Source organism: Nitratireductor sp. ATLC21, assembly GCF_057196525.1.
This window is the reverse complement of the sequence record NZ_JBXUOU010000003.1, coordinates 165,659-184,814: the sequence shown is the minus strand read 5'-3', so window position 1 is coordinate 184,814 and position 19,156 is coordinate 165,659. Positions and strand designations below refer to the sequence as shown.

The 19,156-nt window shown below is 63.4% G+C and carries 14 protein-coding genes and 1 tRNA gene; 14 read left to right on the top strand and 1 reads right to left on the bottom strand.

From position 1 onward, the window contains the following. Window positions 1-7 precede the first annotated feature (7 nt). The 5 genes from tsaE to trxA all read left to right on the top strand — a co-directional run bounded on the left by tsaE (window position 8) and on the right by trxA (window position 9,284). Window positions 8-1,516, top strand: coding sequence for a tRNA (adenosine(37)-N6)-threonylcarbamoyltransferase complex ATPase subunit type 1 TsaE (gene tsaE / locus AC2CHD_RS15285; protein WP_484554381.1), 1,509 nt, complete (start codon window positions 8-10; stop codon window positions 1,514-1,516). After that, window positions 1,513-2,250, top strand: a complete 738-nt coding sequence (locus tag AC2CHD_RS15280; protein ID WP_484554380.1) for a nucleotidyltransferase family protein — start codon at window positions 1,513-1,515, stop codon at window positions 2,248-2,250. The genes tsaE and AC2CHD_RS15280 overlap by 4 nt, the downstream gene beginning before the upstream one ends. Beyond that, window positions 2,240-5,365, top strand: a complete 3,126-nt coding sequence (gene addB / locus AC2CHD_RS15275; protein ID WP_484554379.1) for a double-strand break repair protein AddB — start codon at window positions 2,240-2,242, stop codon at window positions 5,363-5,365. Before AC2CHD_RS15280 ends, addB begins: the two co-directional genes overlap by 11 nt. Beyond that, window positions 5,362-8,886 carry a double-strand break repair helicase AddA gene (gene addA, locus AC2CHD_RS15270; RefSeq protein ID WP_484554378.1) on the top strand — a complete coding sequence of 1,175 codons (3,525 nt, stop codon included), beginning with the start codon at window positions 5,362-5,364 and terminating at the stop codon, window positions 8,884-8,886. Before addB ends, addA begins: the two co-directional genes overlap by 4 nt. Window positions 8,887-8,960: 74 nt before the next feature. Then, window positions 8,961-9,284 (top strand): thioredoxin, encoded by a 324-nt coding sequence (gene trxA / locus AC2CHD_RS15265; protein ID WP_007009092.1) that lies wholly within the window; start codon window positions 8,961-8,963, stop codon window positions 9,282-9,284. A gap of 297 nt (window positions 9,285-9,581) precedes the next feature. On the opposite strand, the gene AC2CHD_RS15260 is transcribed toward trxA, so the two are convergent. After that, the gene (locus AC2CHD_RS15260) at window positions 9,582-10,388 is read right to left on the bottom strand and encodes an undecaprenyl-diphosphate phosphatase (RefSeq protein ID WP_229449415.1); all 807 of its coding nucleotides are present in this window, start codon (window positions 10,386-10,388) and stop codon (window positions 9,582-9,584) included. A 139-nt stretch (window positions 10,389-10,527) separates the two neighbouring features. On the opposite strand from AC2CHD_RS15260, the gene AC2CHD_RS15255 reads away from it, so the two are divergent. From AC2CHD_RS15255 to AC2CHD_RS15215, 9 genes are all read left to right on the top strand, one after another. Next, on the top strand, window positions 10,528-11,220 hold the full coding sequence (locus tag AC2CHD_RS15255; RefSeq protein ID WP_065816731.1) for a glutathione S-transferase family protein: 693 nt from the start codon (window positions 10,528-10,530) through the stop codon (window positions 11,218-11,220). Beyond that, on the top strand, window positions 11,220-12,350 hold the full coding sequence (gene queG / locus AC2CHD_RS15250) for a tRNA epoxyqueuosine(34) reductase QueG (RefSeq protein WP_484554377.1): 1,131 nt from the start codon (window positions 11,220-11,222) through the stop codon (window positions 12,348-12,350). Before AC2CHD_RS15255 ends, queG begins: the two co-directional genes overlap by 1 nt. Beyond that, window positions 12,347-13,231 carry an SDR family oxidoreductase gene (locus tag AC2CHD_RS15245; protein ID WP_484554376.1) on the top strand — a complete coding sequence of 295 codons (885 nt, stop codon included), beginning with the start codon at window positions 12,347-12,349 and terminating at the stop codon, window positions 13,229-13,231. Before queG ends, AC2CHD_RS15245 begins: the two co-directional genes overlap by 4 nt. A gap of 73 nt (window positions 13,232-13,304) precedes the next feature. Continuing rightward, on the top strand, window positions 13,305-14,348 hold the full coding sequence (gene mepA, locus AC2CHD_RS15240) for a penicillin-insensitive murein endopeptidase (protein WP_370633372.1): 1,044 nt from the start codon (window positions 13,305-13,307) through the stop codon (window positions 14,346-14,348). Window positions 14,349-14,476: 128 nt separating this feature from the next. Continuing rightward, the gene (locus AC2CHD_RS15235; RefSeq protein WP_484554375.1) at window positions 14,477-15,505 is read left to right on the top strand and encodes a glucokinase; all 1,029 of its coding nucleotides are present in this window, start codon (window positions 14,477-14,479) and stop codon (window positions 15,503-15,505) included. Between the two features lie 117 nt (window positions 15,506-15,622). Beyond that, window positions 15,623-17,443 carry an ABC transporter ATP-binding protein gene (locus AC2CHD_RS15230; RefSeq protein WP_484554374.1) on the top strand — a complete coding sequence of 607 codons (1,821 nt, stop codon included), beginning with the start codon at window positions 15,623-15,625 and terminating at the stop codon, window positions 17,441-17,443. Further along, window positions 17,440-18,252, top strand: coding sequence for a 4-hydroxy-tetrahydrodipicolinate reductase (gene dapB / locus AC2CHD_RS15225; protein ID WP_484554373.1), 813 nt, complete (start codon window positions 17,440-17,442; stop codon window positions 18,250-18,252). The genes AC2CHD_RS15230 and dapB overlap by 4 nt, the downstream gene beginning before the upstream one ends. Window positions 18,253-18,283: 31 nt before the next feature. Next, on the top strand, window positions 18,284-18,904 hold the full coding sequence (locus tag AC2CHD_RS15220) for a 2,3-bisphosphoglycerate-dependent phosphoglycerate mutase (RefSeq protein WP_484554372.1): 621 nt from the start codon (window positions 18,284-18,286) through the stop codon (window positions 18,902-18,904). Between the two features lie 143 nt (window positions 18,905-19,047). Continuing rightward, window positions 19,048-19,132: transfer RNA gene (locus AC2CHD_RS15215), tRNA-Leu, on the top strand. Window positions 19,133-19,156: the final 24 nt, after the last annotated feature.

Below are 19,156 nucleotides of genomic sequence, written 5' to 3'. Positions count from 1 at the left end.
AAACCGTATGACAGCACGCGTTCTGGAACGCTTCCTGCCGGATGAAGACGCAACCACGCTTTTCGGCGAGGATATCGCCGTGGCCTTGCGCGCCGGCGATATTCTGGCCCTGAAGGGCGATCTCGGTGCCGGCAAGACGACACTTGCCCGCTCCATCATCCGCGCCTTGGCCGACAATCCGGAGCTGGAGGTGCCAAGCCCCACCTTCACGCTGGTGCAAAGCTATGAAGCGCGCATCCCCGTGCATCATTTCGATCTCTATCGGCTGGCCGACCCCGACGAGCTGGAAGAGCTCGGCCTGTTCGAGATGGCGGACGATGGCGTTGCGCTTGTCGAATGGCCGGAGCGCGCGGGCGGGCGTTTTGCCGATGCGATCCGCATTGAGCTGCACGACAGCGGTGAAGGGCGGCTTGCGGTGGTGGCGGGGCCCGAGGAAGCGATGCTTCGGCTGGAGCGCAGCTTCGCCATCCGTGATTTCCTCAACAATGCCGGCGAGCCGCGCGCCCATCGTGCATTCCTTCTGGGCGATGCCTCCCTGCGTGCCTACGAGACGGTGACGACACGCACCGGCGCTCGCCGTATCCTGATGAATGCGCCGGAGCGCCGTGATGAGCCGCTGCTTGAGTGCGGGCGGCCCTATAGCCAGGTCGCGCACCTGGCGCAGTCGGTCGCCGCTTCCGTGGCCACGGCAAATGCCATTCGTGCGCGCGGTTTCTCGGCCTATCAGGTCTATGCGCAGGATCTGGAAACCGGGCTTCTCCTGACCGAACATCTCGGCGAGACACCGTTTCTTTCGCCCGAAGGCGAGCCGGTCACTGAGCGCTATGTGGAGGCTGCGCGCCTCCTCGCCGCTCTTCACCGCGACGCATGGCCAAAAGAGATGCCGGTCAACGATCAGCTTGTCCATGAACTGCCGCCCTATGACCGCGAGGCGCTTGGCATCGAGGTGAGCCTCCTGACCGACTGGTACATGCCCTTCATGGCCGGGCGCCCCGCAAACGATGCGGAGCGCGCGGGCTATATGGAGCACTGGAACCGGCTCTTCGCGCGCCTTGAGCATTTCGAAAAAAATCTCGTCCTGCGCGATTTTCATTCGCCAAACCTGATCTGGCGGGCGGAGCGCGAAGGCTTCGACCGGCTGGGGCTGATCGATTTGCAGGATGCGGTGTGCGGGCCGGCAGCCTATGACGTCGCCTCATTGGCGCTCGATGCCCGCGTGACCATGCCCGAGGCGCTGGAACGCGCTGTGGTGGAGGCTTATTGCGCTGCCCGCGCCGAGCAGGGGCCGTTCGATCGCGAAGCTTTCGACGAGGCCTATGCGATCTGCGCCACCCAGCGCAACTCCAAGCTGCTCGGCACCTTCGTGCGGCTGGAGCAGCGCGACCACAAGCCTTTCTACATCAAGCACCTGCCGCGCATCCGCGCCTATCTTCGCCGTGCAATGCGCCATCCCGTGCTGGACGAGCTGCGCACATTCTATGAAGAAGCCGGTTTCCTGAGCGGAGACGAGGCATGAGCGGAACAGTCCCGAAGAAGGCGATGGTTCTGGCCGCCGGGCTCGGCAAGCGCATGCGCCCCATCACCGACACCATGCCCAAACCGCTGGTGAAGGTCGCCGGACGCACGCTGATCGACCGGGCGCTCGACATGCTGGAGCGTGTCGGGGTCGAGACGGCCGTGGTGAACGTGCACTACCTCGCTGACCATATGGAAGCGCATCTGGCAGGCCGCACCGCGCCGAAGATCGTCATTTCCGATGAGCGCACACAGCTTCTGGATTCGGCCGGTGGCGTCATCCGCGCCCTCCCGCATCTTGGTGATGCGCCCTTCTTCATTCTCAATGCCGATACGTTCTGGCTTGAATCTGGCACGTCCAATCTCGAGCGCATGGCCCTTGCCTGGGAGCCTGAGACCATGGATATTCTCCTCATGGTTGCAGACACCGATCAGGCGACGGGTCATTCCGGCTCGACCGATTACAGCATGGATGCACAAGGCCGCCTCACCCGTGATCGCGGCGTGGAAGGCGGCGTCATCTATGCCGGCGCGATCGTGCTTCACCCGCGCATCTTTGCCGGTGCTGGCAACGAGCCGCAGTCTCTCAATGCCTATTTCGATGCCGCCGAAGCCAAGGGCCGGCTTTTCGGCATGAGAATGGACGGCGCGTGGATCACCGTCGGCACGCCGGACGCTATCGCGCCCGCCGAGGCTGTGGTGGCGATGCACACCGAGAAGAGCGATGTTGGCTGAAGATAGAAGCCGCGTCTTTTCCATTCCCCCCGGCGTCGGCTTTCTGGAGACGCTTGTCGAAGCTCTGTTCGGTGGAAAGCTCGTGCCGGGCTTTCGCCACACGGGCGATCCGCTGGCGCTGGCCGATGTCACCATCTATCTGCCAACCCGCCGTGCCGCCCGCGCCCTGCGCGATGTCCTGCTGCGAAAGCTCGATGGTCAATCCGCCATCCTTCCCGTCATTCGCCCGCTGGGCGAGTTCGACGAGGAGGCCGCGCTGTTCGATACGGAGGGTGCCACCGCGCTCGATCTCGCCCCGCCGATAGAGGCGCTGGATCGCATCTTGCTGCTCGCACCGCTGGTGCAGGCGTGGAAGGCGCGGCTGCCCGGCCACGTGGCCGCCCTTTTCGAGGAAGGTGTTGTGGTGCCGGCTTCGGCGTCGGATTCCATCTGGCTCGCGCGTGATCTCGCCGGTTTGATGGACGAGATCGAAACCGAGGAAGCCGACTGGACGAAGCTTGCCAGCCTCGCGCCCGATGCGCTGGCGCATTGGTGGCAGGTGACGCTCGAATTCCTTCAGATCGTCACCGCCCATTGGCCAAAACTGCTTGAAGAGCTCGACCGCTCCAACCCCGCCGCACACCGCAATGCCATGCTGGCAGCAGAAGCCGCACGCCTCAAGGCCCATGCGCACAAAGGCCCGGTCATCGCTGCCGGTTCCACCGGTTCCATTCCCGCCACGGCCCGGTTGCTGGCGACAATCGCCGGGTTGGAAAACGGTGCCGTGGTCCTGCCTGGTCTGGACACGCGGCTCGACGCACGGGCCTGGGAGGCGGTGGGCGATGCGGACGAGCCATCCGCCTTTGGCCATCCGCAGGCCGGCTTGAAGAAGCTGCTTTCCGCCATCGGCATCACCCGTGATGAGGTGGTCGAGCTTGGCGAGCCTGCCCCACCGCTTGCCCTGCGCCGCGCACTGGTCAGCGAAACCCTGCGCCCGGCCGAAACCACGGATGCCTGGCTCGAAAATCAGGCGCTTGCAGCCGATGCAACGGAAGGGAATGCGCTTTCCGGCGTGACTTTGGTGGAGACCGCAAACGAGCGTGAGGAAGCGCTGTCGATTGCCGTTGCGCTGCGTCTGGCGCTGACCGACGAGAACGCAACGGCGGCACTCGTCACACCCGATCGCGGTCTGGCGCGGCGTGTCGCGGTGGAGTTGCGTCGCTTCGGCATCGAGGCGGATGATTCCGGCGGCACGCCGCTCGCCGATACCCCGCCGGCAACGCTTGCGCGGCTGCTGCTCGAAACCGCATTCCGCCCCGGCGAGCCTATCGCCATGGTGGCCCTGCTCAAACATCCCTTGCTGCGGCTTGGGCTGAAGCGGGCCAGCGTGCGCCGCGCCGCCGAGACCATCGAGCTCGTGGCGCTGCGCGGTGGCACGGGCCGGCCTGACATCGCCACGCTCGATGCGCTCTTTGAAGCCCGCTGGGAAGCGATGGAACGTGACACGCGCAAACCCTTCTGGTTCCCGCGTGTCAACGACGCCGCACTGGCAGAAGCGCGCGCCGTGCTCGGTGCTCTGGTCGAAGCGCTGCGCCCACTGGTTGCGCTTCGCGGGCAATCGGGCATCGGCGTGCCCGAGATGGCGCGCGAGACAGTCGAGGCTCTCGAAGCGCTGGGCCGGTCCGAAGATGGCAGCCTCACCAACTACTATGACGGCGAGCGCGGACAGGCCATGGCCGCCTTCCTGCGCGGTCTGGTGGGTTCGCAAACCACCCTGCCCTTCGACGCCGCCGAGTGGCCGGCGGTCTTTGCCGCGCTGATCGCCACCGAGGTGGTCAAACCCACCATGGGCGCAGACAGGCGCGTGGCCATCTGGGGCACGCTCGAAGCGCGGCTTCTGCATGTCGACACGATGGTTCTGGGCGGCATGAATGAAGGCACCTGGCCTGCCATTCCCTCCTCCGACCGCTTCATGTCGCGCCTGATGAAGGCCGAGCTTTCGCTGGAGCCGCCGGAGCGCCGCATCGGCCAGGCCGCGCATGATTTCATGATGGCGATGGGCACGAAGAATGTGGTGCTGACACGCGCCGCCCGCGCCGGCGATGCGCCGGCTGTCGCTTCGCGCTGGCTGCAGCGCCTCACGGCTTTTGCTGGCAAAGAAGTCGCCGAAACCATGCGTGCCCGCGGCCGGGAGCTGGTCGCATGGGCGCGCCTTCTGGACGACAGGCCGGACGAGGATTTCGCCCCCCGGCCCGAGCCAGCGCCACCTGTCGAGGCGCGTCCCACGCGCTTCTCCATCACCGAGATCGAGACGCTGCGGCGTGACCCCTATGCCGTCTATGCAAAACGCATATTGGCGCTTGTCGCGCTTGACCCGCTGATCCGCGATCCGGGTGCCGCAGAACGCGGCAATCTCTTTCACGATGTTCTGGAGCGCTTCATCAAGGAGGTGGAGGATCCGACGGCCCCCGACGCGCTCGACAGGTTGATCGCCATTGGCCGCGAGCTTTTTGCCGAAGCCGGTCTCCCGCAGGATGTGGCAACGGTCTGGTGGCCGCGCTTCGAGCGCACGGCAGCCTCCGTCATCGAGTGGGAGCGCGGTCGCGCCGAAGGCATCGCAAAGCGCCATGCAGAAATCCGCGCCTCGGCCATCGAGGTGGCAAAGCTCGGCCTCACCCTTTCAGGCCGCGCCGACCGCATCGACATCCGCGCCGATGGCAGCGCCGAAATCCTCGATTACAAGACCGGCGCCTCGCCGTCGCGCCGGCAGGCGCACACGCTTCTTTCCCCGCAGCTTGCGCTGGAAGCGGCGCTGCTTCAGCGCGGCGCGTTCGCCGATATCGGTCCCGCCGAGCCTGGCGACCTCGCCTATGTGCGGCTCAAGGCCAATGGCGAGGTGGTGCCTGAATCAATCCTTCGCGTGAAGGACAGCGACAAGACTGCACCCGGCATGGCCGAAGAGGCATGGGAGCGGCTGGGGCAGCTTCTCGCCCATTATCACAAGCCTGAAACGGGCTATCGCTCGCGCGTCCTGCCCTTCCGCGAGGGCGATGTGGATGGCGATTACGATCATCTGGCGCGCGTGCTCGAATGGTCTGCCGGTGGCGATGCGGGCGATAGCGGAGGGGACGAATGAAAAAGTTTCCCTTGATCCCCGAGGACACGATAAAGGCGCAGTCGCTTGCAGCCGATCCCGCCACATCGGCCTGGGTCTCGGCCAATGCCGGCTCCGGCAAGACCCATGTGCTTGCCCAGCGCGTGATCCGGCTTCTCTTGCAGGGGGCGGACCCTTCCAAGATCCTCTGCCTCACCTACACGCGCGCTGCCGCCGCCAACATGGCCAACCGCGTCTTCCGCGATCTTGCCGGCTGGAGCCTCCTGCCCGACGAAGCGCTGTCCGATGTGATCGCAAAGATGGAGGGCAAGGCGCCCAACCGTGAAAAGCTTGCCCGCGCGCGGCGGCTTTTCGCCCGCGCGCTGGAAACGCCGGGCGGTCTGAAAATCCAGACGATCCACGCCTTCTGCGAGGCGATCCTGCACCAGTTCCCGCTGGAGGCAAACATTGCCGGTCATTTCGAACTGCTCGACACGCAGATGGAGGAGGCGCTTCTCGCCGAGGCGCGGCGCGATCTTCTGTCCGGTGCGGCCGGCGAGGATGGCGCGCTGGCCGAAGCCTTTGCCGAGGTGCTGGAGCGCGGCGGCGAGAGCGGCTTGCAGGAGCTCTTGTCGGAGATCATCGCCCGCCGCGATGGCTTGCGCGCCTTCATTGATGAAATCGGCAACGACCCGGTGCCCTACAGCGCCCTGTTCGAGGAATTCGATTTCGCACCCGATGACACGGCAGCATCGATTGCCGCCTCCATCTGGCCGCTTCCGGGCTTCGATGCCGGTGCGTTTCGTGCCTTCGTGGCCGAGGCTGAGGCCGTCGACGCCAAAACGGTTTTAAAGAGCATCGTGCCCGATGCCAGCCGCGCCTTCGAGGAGGCGGACCCGCTGCGCCGGCTCGACCATCTGCGCAAGGGCTTTTTGAAGGCCGATGGCGGCGTCTATGGCGAGAGCACGTTCAAAAAGGCGCTGCGCACTGCCCTGCCGGGCATTGTGGAGCGCTATGGCGAGGCGGCGGAGGCAATCCGCAATGCCGCCGACCGCGTGGCGCTCTTCCGCATGCTGGAGGCAACGCGTGCGGCCCTCGTCATCGCTGATAGCATGATCGCCCGCTATGAGCGTCTGAAACGCGCGCGCGGCTTTCTCGATTTCAACGATCTCATCATGCGCACCATCCGCCTTCTGGCCCGTGCCGATGCCGGGCCATGGGTTCAGTACAAGCTCGACAAGGGCATCGACCATGTGCTGATAGACGAAGCGCAGGACACGAGCCCCGAGCAGTGGCAGATCGTGCGCCTTTTGGCGGAAGAGTTTTTTGCCGGCGAAAGTGCGCGCGAAGGCCTCCTGCGCACCATCTTCGCCGTGGGCGATGAAAAACAGTCCATCTATTCATTTCAGGGTGCGGAGCCGGCTGCCTTCGGCGAGAGCGGCCGCGCTTTCGAGAAAAAGGTGCGCGAGGTCGAGCGCCGCTTCGAGCGCCTGCGCCTGCGCTATTCCTTCCGCTCCACGGAGGATGTGCTGCGCGCCGCCGATCTCGTGTTCTCGAAAGCCGATGTGGCCCAGGGGCTGACGCACGATCCCGAGCCGATCGAGCATCTGGCGGTTCGCGCGGGCCAGCCCGGCTATGTGGAAGTCTGGTCGCCCATCGCGCCGGTCGCGGTGGACGAGCCGGAAGACTGGACGGAAGCCATCGACCACGCCTCCGCACCCGCCGTGCGGCTGGCCGAAACCATCGCACAGACCGTCGAGGACTGGATCCGCAATGGCGAGATCATCGAAGGCACGGGCAAGCGCCTCACGGCGGGCGATGTGCTGGTGCTCGTGCGCAAGCGCGACCGTTTCGTGCATGCGCTCTCGCGCAGCCTGAAAAACCGTCACATAGATGTCGCCGGCGCGGACCGCCTGCGGCTCACCGCACACATCGCCGTGCAGGACCTGATTGCCCTTGGCCGTTTCCTGCTCCAGCCGCATGACGACCTCTCGCTGGCAGCGGTGCTGAAAAGCCCGCTCTTCGGCATGGATGAGGAACGCCTCTTCCGCCTGGCCTGGAACCGCGGGCGCGCCGTACCGCTGTTCGATGCCATGCGCGCGCAAGCGCTGGAAGATCCGGTCGTGGCCGGCATGGTCGAGACCCTGCAAAACTGGCAGAACGAGGCGGCGTTCAAGCCGGCTTTCGAGTTTTATGCGAGCCTTCTAACGGGCACACGCGAGCGGGAGGGCGCGCGCCGGCTTTTCGTTGCCCGGCTCGGCCATGAGGCAAACGACATTCTCGACGAGTTCCTCTCCTTCGCACTCGCCGGAGAGCGGGCGGGGCTGAACGGGCTCGAAGCGCTGCTTTCGGCACTTGAAGGGCAGGCGCCGGAAATCAAGCGCGAGATGGACCAGACGCGAGACGAGCTGCGCATCATGACGGTCCATGCCGCCAAGGGTCTTGAGGCTCCGGTGGTTTTCCTGGTCGATCCGGGCAGCGCGCCCTTCGTCTCCCAGCATCTGCCCAAGCTCATGCCCTTCGCGCCGCGCGGCGAAGGCTGGCAGGGCAAGGGTTTCCTCTGGCGCGCCGGCAAGGATGTTTCCAACACGGTGGCCGCCACCTTTGAAGCCGACGCGAAGATCAAGGCGGAGGAGGAATACCGCCGCCTTCTCTATGTGGGCATGACGCGCGCCGAGGACCGGCTGATCGTCTGCGGCTATCACGGCCAGCGCGAGCCCCAGGAATTGACCTGGCTCAATGTCGTGCGCGCCGCGCTTTCCGGGGCCGACCAGGTGGAGGAACGGGCGAGCCCCGCCATCTGCGCACCGGTCTATCGCTATCGTGTGAGCGATGCCCCGGCGGTAAAGCCCGAAGCGGAGAAACCCGCTGAGACCGCGCCCAAAACCGCGCTTCCCGAAGCCCTGCTCACGCCGCCGCCCATGCCGGCCGACCTGCCGCGCCCGCTCTCGCCGTCGCGTGCTGGCGCTCTGATCGAAGCAGATTACGAGCCGGTTTCTTCACCTCTTTCTCCCGTTCTCGATGAGGCGCGCAAGCCGGGCTTTGCCATCCAGCGCGGTCTGGCGGTTCACAAGCTTTTGCAATTGTTGCCCGAATGCCCGCAGGAAGAGCGTGAGGCCGCAACGGGCCGCTATCTCGATCGCGTCGGCAGCTTATGGAGTGATACCCAGCGGGAGGCCGTCCGGCACTCGGTGCGCGCGATCCTCGAGGATACGCGCTTCGCGCCCATCTTTGCGCCCGGGTCCCGCGCCGAAGTTTCCGTCATGGGCGAGCTCGCGCTTGGCAAACGCCGCCACGCCGTTTCCGGCAAGATCGATCGTCTGGCCGTGACCGATGATGCGGTCCTCATCGTCGATTACAAGACCAACCGGCCCGCGCCAACATCGCTGGAAGAAGCCCCCGCAGCCTATGTCGCGCAGCTTGCGCTCTATGCGGAGCTCCTGAAACCGCTTTATCCCGGTCGCAGGGTCGAGGCCGCGCTTCTGTTCACGGAAACGCCGGCCCTGCTGCCGGTGCCCGAGGATCGTCTGGCAGACGCGCTTGAACGACTCACGCGGGCGTGACACAACAGAGCTTGACGCGTGCCCGCGCGACCCCCACATCTAGTGGAACAGATTTGCCGATAAGGAGAATTCCCATGGCCACCGTGAAGGCGGACAAGAACAATTTCCAGTCCGACGTGCTGCAGGCGTCCGAGCCCGTGGTTGTCGACTTCTGGGCCGAGTGGTGCGGCCCGTGCAAGATGATCGCGCCCGCGCTGGACGAGATCGCTGCCGAGCTTGGTGGCAAGGTCAAGATCGCCAAGGTGAACATTGACGAGAACCCGGAACTCGCCGCGCAGTATGGCGTTCGCTCGATCCCGACGCTCATGATGTTCAAGGGCGGCGAAGTGGCAGACATGAAGGTAGGCGCCGCACCGAAGACGGCGCTTTCGGCCTGGATCAACGGTGCCGTTGCTTAATACGCCGTCTGCACAGACATGAAAAACCCGGCCTCGCGCCGGGTTTTTTTTGTTGGATGGGTGATCTGTGTTCATGTGGATGCGCCGCCATGGCATTGATGGGGTGCGTGGTTCGACAAGCTCACCATGAGGGAGGTAGATGATTGCAGTTCCCGTCCGTAACCTCACCGAAGCAGGCTTTTCCGCGATGCTCCACTTCCCTCATGGTGAGCTTGTCGAACCACGCACCACACCGCTGCCATAAAATCGAGGCGGAACAATCTGAAAACCGGATTCCACACTTCGATTTCGGCAGGCTCAACCCCACACAAGCAGTGCGATCAGCCCGACACTGCCCACGAGCAGCCGCCACCAGCCAAACAGCGCATAGCCGCGCCGCGATACGTAGCCAAGCAGCCAGCGCACCACCATAAGCGCGGCAAAGAAGGCGGCGATGAAGCCGATGGCGATGATCTTCACATCGGCTGCCGAGAGAAGATCGTAATTCTTGTAAAGATCATAGGCGAAAGCGCCGGTCATGGTCGGCATGGCGAGGAAGAAGGAAAACTCCGCCGCCGACCGCTTGTCCGCTCCCATAAGCAGCCCGCCGACGATCGTCGCACCCGAGCGCGAGGTGCCCGGGATCATTGAAAGGCACTGGAACAGACCGATGCCAAGATACATGGAGAGCGGGAATTTCGTGATGTCGTGATAGCGCGGTTTCGTTGCCCGGCGATCCACCCAAAGCAACACAAAGCCGCCCAGAATCAGCATCACGCAGATCAGAAGCGGTGTTTCAAAGAACACGGTCTTGATGATCTTGTAGGCCAGAACGCCAATCACTGCAGCCGGCAGAAAGGCGATCAGAATGCCGATGACGAAGCGCCGCGTGGCCGGATCGCGCGGCAGGTCGATCAGCATCTGCCAGAGCCGCGCCGCATAGACGCTGAGGATCGCCAGAATGGCGCCGAGCTGGATCAGAACCTCGAAGGCCTTGCCGGTGGATTCAAAACCGAGGAAATGGCCGGCGAGAAGGATGTGCCCGGTCGAGGAGACGGGAATGAACTCCGTCAGTCCTTCGAGGACGCCAAGAAGGAGGGCCCCCACGATGGTCTGATCCGTCATGTTAGCTCCTCAATCATGGCTTGCTTGTCAGCAGATACGTCTCCCCCTATAGCAGAAGGGAGTACTTGCAGAATCAGGTAATCGAAGAATTACCGCCAAGGCCATGAAATGGCCAGAGCCTTCCGTTAGAAGCGACCGCATGCTGACCCTGTTTCATCATCCCCTCTACGCTTCCTGCCGTTTCATCCGGCTTTCCTTTGGCGAATATGGCGAGGAACTCGCCCTCATCGAGGAACGCCCATGGACGCGGCGCGAGGAGTTTCTCACGCTCAATCCGGCCGGAACCATTCCTGTACTTCTGGCGGAGGGCGATCATCCCATCGTTGGCGCCACGGTCATCGCCGAGTATCTCGACGAGACACGTGGGGCGCTGAAGCGCGAAAAGCGGTTGATGGCGGAAGATTCTGTCGACCGCGCGGAAATTCGCCGTCTGGTTGACTGGTATCTCGTCAAGGCCGACGCTGATGTGACCCGGCATCTGGTGCGCGAGCGCGCCCTCAAGCCGCAGATGGCTGGCTCGGAAGGTGGCGGTTCGCCGGATTCGGCAGCCATCCGAGCCGCCCGCACCAATGTGCGCCAGCACATGAAATACACCAACTGGCTGGCCGGTACACGCGACTGGATGGCCGGCAAACGTCTCTCCTATGCTGACCTCGCGGCAGGCGCCACGATCTCGGTTCTGGATTATCTGGGTGAGATCGAATGGAATGATTATCCGGCAGCGCGCGACTGGTACACCCGCATGAAATCGCGCCCCTCTTTCCGCTCCATTCTGGCTGACCGCGTGCGCGGGCTTTCCCCCGTCTCTCACTACGCGGATCTGGATTTCTGATGAAACCCGCGCAGGCCGACAGGCTTCGCGCGTTCGTCGAAAGGGAGGCGCGCGCGCTGGGCTTCGATGCCGTCGCCGTGGCCTCGGCGGAGCGTGCCCCCTCGCGGGCGGCCGAGCTTGGCCATTTCCTCAAGGAAGGCCGGCACGGCAGCATGCAATGGATGGAGGAAACGGCGGACCGCCGCGCCCATCCGCGCGATCTGTGGCCGCAGGCGCGCTCTGTCATCATGCTGGGCATGAACTACGGCCCGGACGAAAACCCGCTTGAGATCCTGGAGCGTCGGGACCGGGCGGCGATCTCCGTTTATGCACGCAACCGCGATTACCACGATGTCATCAAGGGCCGGCTGAAACAGCTTGCCGGCAAACTCGCTGCCCGCACTGGCGAGGATGTGAAGGTTTTCGTCGACACCGCGCCGGTGATGGAGAAGCCGCTGGCTCGCGAGGCCGGCCTTGGTTGGCAGGGCAAGCACACCAATCTGGTGAGCCGTGAATTCGGTTCGTGGCTGTTTCTCGGTTCCGTCTTCACCACCGCAGAGCTTGCCCCGGATGCGCCGGAGCGCGACCATTGCGGCTCCTGCCGTGCCTGCCTCGACATCTGCCCGACCAGCGCGTTTCCCGCGCCCTACCAGATCGATGCGCGGCGCTGCATCTCCTATCTCACCATCGAGAACAAGGGGCCGATCCCGCGCGAATTCCGCATCCCCATGGGCAACCGCATCTATGGCTGCGACGATTGTCTGGCCGCCTGCCCGTGGAACAAGTTTGCTCAAGGCGCCGCCGAGGCGAAGCTTCAGGCCCGCGAGGATCTGAAGGAGCCGCCGCTGTCCACGCTTCTCGAGCTGGACGATGCCGGCTTTCGCGCCTTCTTCTCCGGCTCGCCGGTCAAGCGCATCGGCCGCGACCGCTTTATCCGAAACGTGTTGATTGCGGCAGGCAATTCCGGCGAAGCCAGTCTTGTTGACCAGTGCAGGCGCCTCGCAGAAGATGGCTCACCGCTGGTGCGCGGAGCGGCCGTCTGGGCGCTGTCTCGACTGCTTGATGAAGAGGCATTCACGGCGATTGAAACGCGTTTGCGCCCGCAGGAGAGCGACACGCAGGTACAGGCTGAATGGGACGGGCGATCATGACCAAGCGATTCTTCATCTTCGGCGCAGGCTATTCCGGTCGGGCCATCGCCCGCGAGGTGTCTGGTGAAGCGGCCTTCGTGGCCGGTACCACGCGAAGTGCCGATAAAGCCGAGAGCCTGAAGCGCGCGGGCATCGTGCCCTACTTGTTTCAGGGCACCATTCCTGCCGAAGCGAAAGATGCGCTGGCCTCCACCACGCATCTCATCGTCAGCATAGCACCGGACGCTGAAGGCGATCCCGTACTGGCTGCCGGGCGCGAGTTGATCTCCAACGCGATGCCTTCGCTCAAATGGATCGGCTATCTCTCCACAGTCGGCGTATATGGAGATCATGGCGGAGCATGGGTGGATGAAACCGCAGCCTGCGACCCGGTCTCCGACCGTTCGAAGCAGAGGCTGGTCGCAGAGAAAGACTGGATGAGACTTGGCGCAGAGCTCAATCTGCCCGTCGCCATCATCCGCCTGTCCGGGATTTACGGGCCGGGGCGCAATGCGTTCTGCAGTCTCGAGGCGGGAAAGGCACACCGCATCGTCAAACCGGGCCAGGTGTTCAATCGCATTCACGTGGACGACATCGCCGGCGCAACGGCGCATCTTGCACGCCGTTTCGAAACGGGCATCTTCAATGTGACCGATGATGCGCCATCGCCTCCACAGGATGTGGTGGCCCATGCTGCCGCTCTGGCAGGCCGCGAGCCGCCGCCGGAAGTATCATTCGAAGACGCGGACCTCTCTCCCATGGGGCGGTCATTCTATGGCGAGTGCAAACGTGTCTCCAATGCACGGCTCAAAGGCACGGGCTACCGGATGCGGCATCCCGAGTATCGCGCCGCGCTCGAAACCATGTGGGCAGACGGAAGCTGGCGTGAAGCGGATTCGTAAACGAATGCGGTAAGCGAATGGCAAGCATGTTATGATTCGATGATCGCGCGGGTGGGCTGACAACGAGGAAGCGATGCGATTCCAACGGACTTTCAAATTGGTGGCCCTGGCCATGCTTGGCCTTTGCACCACAATTGCCTCCGTTCAGGCCGAACCTCTCGCCAAGGAGCTTTTTGGAGCCAAGAAACTCCCGGCCGCCACACGGCCGGCAGCCTATGGTTTTTACTCCAAGGGCTGTTTTTCGGGCGGCGTTGCAATTGCACCTGATGGGCCGCACTGGCAGGCCATGCGCCTCTCGCGCAACCGTCGTTGGGGGCATCCTGCCTTGATCTCACTGCTGGAGCGTTTGTCGAGAGAAGCCGCGCAGGACGGCTGGCGCGGGCTTCTCGTCGGGGACATTTCGCAGCCGCGCGGCGGTCCCATGCTTTCCGGTCATGCGTCGCATCAGATCGGGCTGGATGCCGATATCTGGTTCACCCCGATGCCAGCCCAGCGCATGAGTGTGACGGATCGCGAACGCATCAGCGCCGTCTCGATGCTGAAGAACGATTCCCTCTACGTCGACGACAAAAAATGGTCTCCCGCCCACGAAGCGGTTTTGCGTCGCGCGGCAAGTTATTCCGAAGTCGAGCGAATTCTCGTTCATCCGGGTATCAAGAAGAAGCTTTGCGATACCGTGCGCGGTGATCGCTCCTGGCTGAGCAAGATCAGGCCATTCTGGGGGCATCACTACCATTTTCATGTCCGCATCGGTTGCCCGGCTGGCTCTACCGGCTGCAAACCGCAAAGCCCGCCCCCTCGCAGCGAAGGGTGCGATGATTCACTTGCATGGTGGTTCACAGATGAACCATGGAGGCCGGCGAAGGGCCCCGCCAAGCCCAAAGCCCGGGACGTGATGACCATGGCGGCTCTGCCCTCCGCCTGTCGGGCTGTTCTCGATGCGCCCAGTCCGGATTCCGAAGCTGCGGTGACGGTGGCCGGTCAGGGGGGAGTTCCGCAGGCTGCAGCGGCTGATCTGCCTGTACTCGGCTACCAGCCCGCCAGCCCTGCCAGTGTCCTCTCGGCGATGCCGCCCGCACGGGTTCCCCGACCGACCAATAGGCCCGGGTTTCAGTAAAACCAATCGGCACGGATGCGGCAGGCGCGCAGACTTTTTGCTGTCGGCGCGCTTGCGTTCCGTCTTTAACCGATTTAATTCCGCTTTAACCCCTATCTTTGAAGCGGCAAATCGTCAGAGTCTGTGCCATGCATTTCAAGAATGAGAACGATACAGCCCTGCGATTTCCCGTCCTGATCGGCGACATCGGCGGCACCAATGCGCGCTTCGCCATTCTGGTGGACTCCAACGCCGAGCCGAAAACATTTCCGGTGGTGCAAACCGCGGACTTTGCGACCATCGACGAAGCCATCCAGAGCGCCATCCTTGATCGTACTTCGATCATCCCGCAATCGGCGGTGCTGGCGGTGGCTGGTCCGGTCGAGGGCGATGAGATCGACCTGACCAACTGCGACTGGGTCGTGCGTCCGCGGAAGATGATGGAGACGATGGGTTTTAGCGACATCATCGTCATCAATGATTTCGAAGCCCAGGCGCTGGCTGTCGTTGCGCTCGACGACGACAATCTGGAAATGGTCTGTCCCGGGAGGTCGGAAGCCACCGGCAGTCGCGTGGTCCTTGGACCCGGAACAGGGCTTGGCATGGCCGGCCTGGTTCACGCGCAGCACACCTGGTTTCCGGTGCCGGGCGAAGGCGGGCACGTCGATATGGGTCCGCGCTCCGAGCGCGATCTCGAGATTTTTCCGCATCTGGAGCGTATTGAGGGTCGCGTTGCCGCTGAGCAGATCCTGTGCGGGCGCGGCATGGTGAATCTCTACCGTGCAATCAATGCTGCCGACGGCAAGAAGCCGGTTCACGAGACGCCTGCGGAGATCAGCAGCGCCGGTCTCGACGGGTCCGATCCCGTGGCGGTCGAGACGCTTGATCTCTTTGTCACCTATCTGGGGCGGCTTGCCGGCGACATGGCGCTCATCTTCATGGCGCGGGGCGGCGTGTATCTGAGCGGCGGCATCGCGCAGAAAATCGTTCCGACGCTCAAGAACGGCCATTTCCGAGCGGCTTTCGAAGACAAGGCACCACACGGAGCTCTGGTAAAGGACATTCCTGTCTACGTCATCACGCACCCAAAAGCTGCTCTTGTTGGCCTCGCCGCCTATGCCCGCACACCCGTTCGTTTCGGAATCGAAACCCAGGGGCGGCGCTGGAAGACCGCATGAAAGCGGCTACCGGGGCAGGATTCACCGTTGCATGAGTGCGGTCGAACGGGCATAGCCTGTTGCTGAAAAAGTGCGGCCGCTCACGCCCGGCCGCTTGGCTGAACAGGAACGGATGTTTTGAAGCTTGGAAAGAACAAGGCGGATGTGGGAGACGTTCTTCCTGTCATTCGCCGCATCTTCGCGGAAAACGGTCGCGACTATATCGGCCATTATGCGATCGCGATTGCCTGCATGTTGGCCATCGCCGCGACCACCGCTTTCAGCGCGTGGATCATGCGCGACATCATCGACGAGGTGTTCTATCGCCAGCGCTGGGAACTGGTCGGCTGGATTTGCGGCGCCATCGTGGCTGCCTTCGCCATCCGCGGTTTCGCCACCTATGGCCAGTCGGTCATGCTGGCAAAGATCGGCAACAACATCGTCGCCCGCTACCAGCAGCGCATGTTCGATCATCTCATGCGGCTTGGCATCGACTATTTCACCACCACGCGTTCCGGCCAGCTTGCCGCTCAGATCAGCCAGAACGTGACGGGCATCCGCGACCTGCTCAACATGACCGTCGCTTCCATTGCCCGAGATCTGGTCACGCTCATCGGCCTCGTGGCTGTCATGGTGATGCAGGACCCCCTGCTCTCGGTCATCGCTTTGGTCATTGGCCCGCCGCTCATCTATTCGGTCAATTATCTGATGCGCCGTCTGCGCCGCGTCACGCGTGAGGCCGTCGATGTGAACTCCCGCTTGCTGGGAGCCATGCAGGAATCGGTTCAGGGCATCGCCATCATCAAGGCCTTCACCATGGAGAAGCAGCTTTCGGACAAAATGTCAGGGCTGATTTCCTATGCCGAGGACCGCTCCAACAAGATCGCCCGCGTCTCCGAGCGGCTTGGCCCCATCACCGAGCTTCTGGCCGGCCTCGCGATTGCTGGCGTGATAGGCTACGCGGCTTGGCGTGCATCCGTCAGCGCGCAGCCGCCGGGCTCCGTTTTCGCCTTCATCACCGCTCTGCTTCTGGCCTATGACCCCGTGCGCAAGCTTGCCCGCGTGCAGGTCAATCTCGAGCGCGCGCTGGTCAATGCGCGCATGATATACGAGATTCTCGACACCGAGCCGCAGCAACGCGATGCGCCGGGGGCAGGCACGCTTTCGGTCAGTGAGGGCACGGTCACCTTCGATAAGGTCGCCTTTTCCTACGGTGACGATCTGCCCGTTCTGCACGGCGTCAGCTTTGTTGCAAAGGCGGGTGAAACCACGGCCATCGTGGGCCCGTCGGGTGCCGGCAAGTCCACGCTCTTTGCGCTTCTCCAGCGCTTCTACGATCTCGATGGCGGCAAGATCGAGATTGACGGGCAGGATATTTCGGCCGTCACCAAGAGCTCGCTGCGCAATGCCATCGCCTATGTGTCGCAGCAGCCCTATCTGTTCGAGGGCACAATCCGCGACAACATCCGTTATGGCCGCCCGGACGCAACCGACGCGGAGGTGGAGGAAGCAGCAAGACTTGCCTTTGCCGACGAGTTCATCCGCCAGCAGGCAAAGGGCTATGACACGCTCGTGGGCGAGAATGGCGCCAATCTTTCCGGCGGCCAGCGCCAGCGCATCTCCATTGCCCGGGCCATCGTGCGCGACGCGCCGATCCTTCTCCTCGACGAGGCGACCTCCGCACTCGACAACGAGTCCGAGGCACGTGTCCAGCAGGCGCTGGAAGGCATCATGGAAAGCCGCACCACGCTGGTCATCGCTCACCGCCTTTCCACTGTCGTTAACTCGGACCGCATCATCGTGCTTGAAGAAGGGCATCTGGTTGAGGAAGGCACCCATGAGAGCCTTCTCGCCAAGCCACATGGCATCTATGCACGCTTCCACCGGATGCAGAGCCAGAAGGGCGAGAATCTGCTCGCCAACACCACCGCATCAGAGCCGCAGGAGCAGAACACATGAGCGATATGGGGCTTGTCATCGTCGGCGCGGCCGGTCGCATGGGGCAGACGCTCATCCGCACCGTGCATGCCATGGACGGATTGCGTGTGGCAGCCGCCGTGGAGCGTCCGGGCTCTTCCTTTCTTGGCCGCGATGCGGGCGAGCTTGCGGGCATCGGCACAATCAATGTCGCCATTACCGATGACCCGCTGGCAGCCTTCGCGAAGGCCGATGGCGTGCTGGATTTCACCGCGCCGGACTCCAGCGTGGAGTTTGCCGGCTATGCCGCCCAGGCGCAGATTGTTCACGTGATCGGCACCACCGGCTTTGCACCGGAACACGAAGCGAAGATCAAGGCCGCCGCGCATCACGCCACCATCGTGAAATCAGGCAATATGAGCCTCGGCGTGAACCTTCTCGCCGTTCTGGTTGAAAAAGCCGCCCGCGCGCTGGAGGCCTCCGATTTCGACATCGAGGTGCTGGAAATGCACCACCGTCACAAGGTCGATGCCCCCTCCGGCACGGCGCTGCTTCTTGGCGAGGCCGCTGCAAAGGGCCGCGAGATCGCGCTTGCGGAAAAGAGTGTGCGCGTGCGCGACGGGCAGACCGGCCCGCGCGAGGAAGGCACGATCGGCTTTGCCACGCTGCGCGGCGGTTCCGTTGTCGGCGAACACTCGGTCATTCTGGCTGGTGCCGGTGAGCGCATCACGCTTTCGCATCAGGCTGAGGATCGTGGCATCTTCGCCCATGGGGCGGCAAAGGCTGCCCTTTGGGCCCATGGCCGCAAGCCCGGCCTCTATTCCATGCTCGATGTGCTCGGGCTCAACTGAACCTCCACCACGAAGAAACAAGGAACGCACCATGTCCGGTACCCTCATTCTCGTTCGTCACGGTCAGAGCGAATGGAACCTGAAGAACCTGTTCACCGGCTGGCGCGATCCGGGCCTCACCGAGAAAGGCCACGAGGAAGCAAAGGATGCCGGACGCCGGCTGAAGGCCCGTGGCTTCAAGCCGGACATCGCCTACACCTCGGTTCTCTCCCGCGCGCAGGTCACCAACGACCACATCCTCAAAGAGCTCGGGATGGAGGATCTGGAGACCATCCGGGATCAGGCGCTCAATGAGCGCGACTATGGCGATCTTTCGGGCCTCAACAAGGACGATGCCCGCGAGAAATGGGGTGAGGAGCAGGTGCATATCTGGCGCCGTTCCTACGACACGCCTCCCCCCGGTGGCGAGAGCCTGAAGGACACGGGCGCACGCGTTTGGCCCTATTTCCTGCACGAGATCCTGCCGCATGTGCTGCGCGGCGAGACGGTTCTGGTGGCCGCCCATGGCAATTCGCTGCGCGCCCTCGTCATGGCGCTCGACGGTCTTTCAGGTGAGGAGATTGTGAAGATGGAAATCGCCACCGGCGTTCCCATTGTCTACAAGCTCAATGCCGATTCGACCGTGGCGTCGAAAGAGGTTCTGGAAGATTGATCCATGACGGCAGGGCGGCTCCACGGCACCCCTGCCCGCTTTAGTGAAAGGCCACGGTGTCGGGCTTTGTCATTTTCCTGACAAACAACAAGAATCCGCGTTGACACGGACGGGCTTGGCCCTTACATCGGCATCGCACACCTGCCCAGGTGGCGGAATTGGTAGACGCGCACGGTTCAGGTCCGTGTGCCGCGAGGCGTGGAGGTTCGAGTCCTCTCCTGGGCACCATTCTTTCATATCGAATGTGTATTT

Coding starts and splice junctions, on each gene's coding strand:
- tsaE (WP_484554381.1), top strand. CDS start 8: ATGACAGCACGCGTTCTGGAACGCTTCCTGCCGGATGAAGACGCAACC.
- AC2CHD_RS15280 (WP_484554380.1), top strand. CDS start 1,513: ATGAGCGGAACAGTCCCGAAGAAGGCGATGGTTCTGGCCGCCGGGCTC.
- addB (WP_484554379.1), top strand. CDS start 2,240: ATGTTGGCTGAAGATAGAAGCCGCGTCTTTTCCATTCCCCCCGGCGTC.
- addA (WP_484554378.1), top strand. CDS start 5,362: ATGAAAAAGTTTCCCTTGATCCCCGAGGACACGATAAAGGCGCAGTCG.
- trxA (WP_007009092.1), top strand. CDS start 8,961: ATGGCCACCGTGAAGGCGGACAAGAACAATTTCCAGTCCGACGTGCTG.
- AC2CHD_RS15260 (WP_229449415.1), bottom strand. CDS start 10,388: ATGACGGATCAGACCATCGTGGGGGCCCTCCTTCTTGGCGTCCTCGAA.
- AC2CHD_RS15255 (WP_065816731.1), top strand. CDS start 10,528: ATGCTGACCCTGTTTCATCATCCCCTCTACGCTTCCTGCCGTTTCATC.
- queG (WP_484554377.1), top strand. CDS start 11,220: ATGAAACCCGCGCAGGCCGACAGGCTTCGCGCGTTCGTCGAAAGGGAG.
- AC2CHD_RS15245 (WP_484554376.1), top strand. CDS start 12,347: ATGACCAAGCGATTCTTCATCTTCGGCGCAGGCTATTCCGGTCGGGCC.
- mepA (WP_370633372.1), top strand. CDS start 13,305: ATGCGATTCCAACGGACTTTCAAATTGGTGGCCCTGGCCATGCTTGGC.
- AC2CHD_RS15235 (WP_484554375.1), top strand. CDS start 14,477: ATGCATTTCAAGAATGAGAACGATACAGCCCTGCGATTTCCCGTCCTG.
- dapB (WP_484554373.1), top strand. CDS start 17,440: ATGAGCGATATGGGGCTTGTCATCGTCGGCGCGGCCGGTCGCATGGGG.
- AC2CHD_RS15220 (WP_484554372.1), top strand. CDS start 18,284: ATGTCCGGTACCCTCATTCTCGTTCGTCACGGTCAGAGCGAATGGAAC.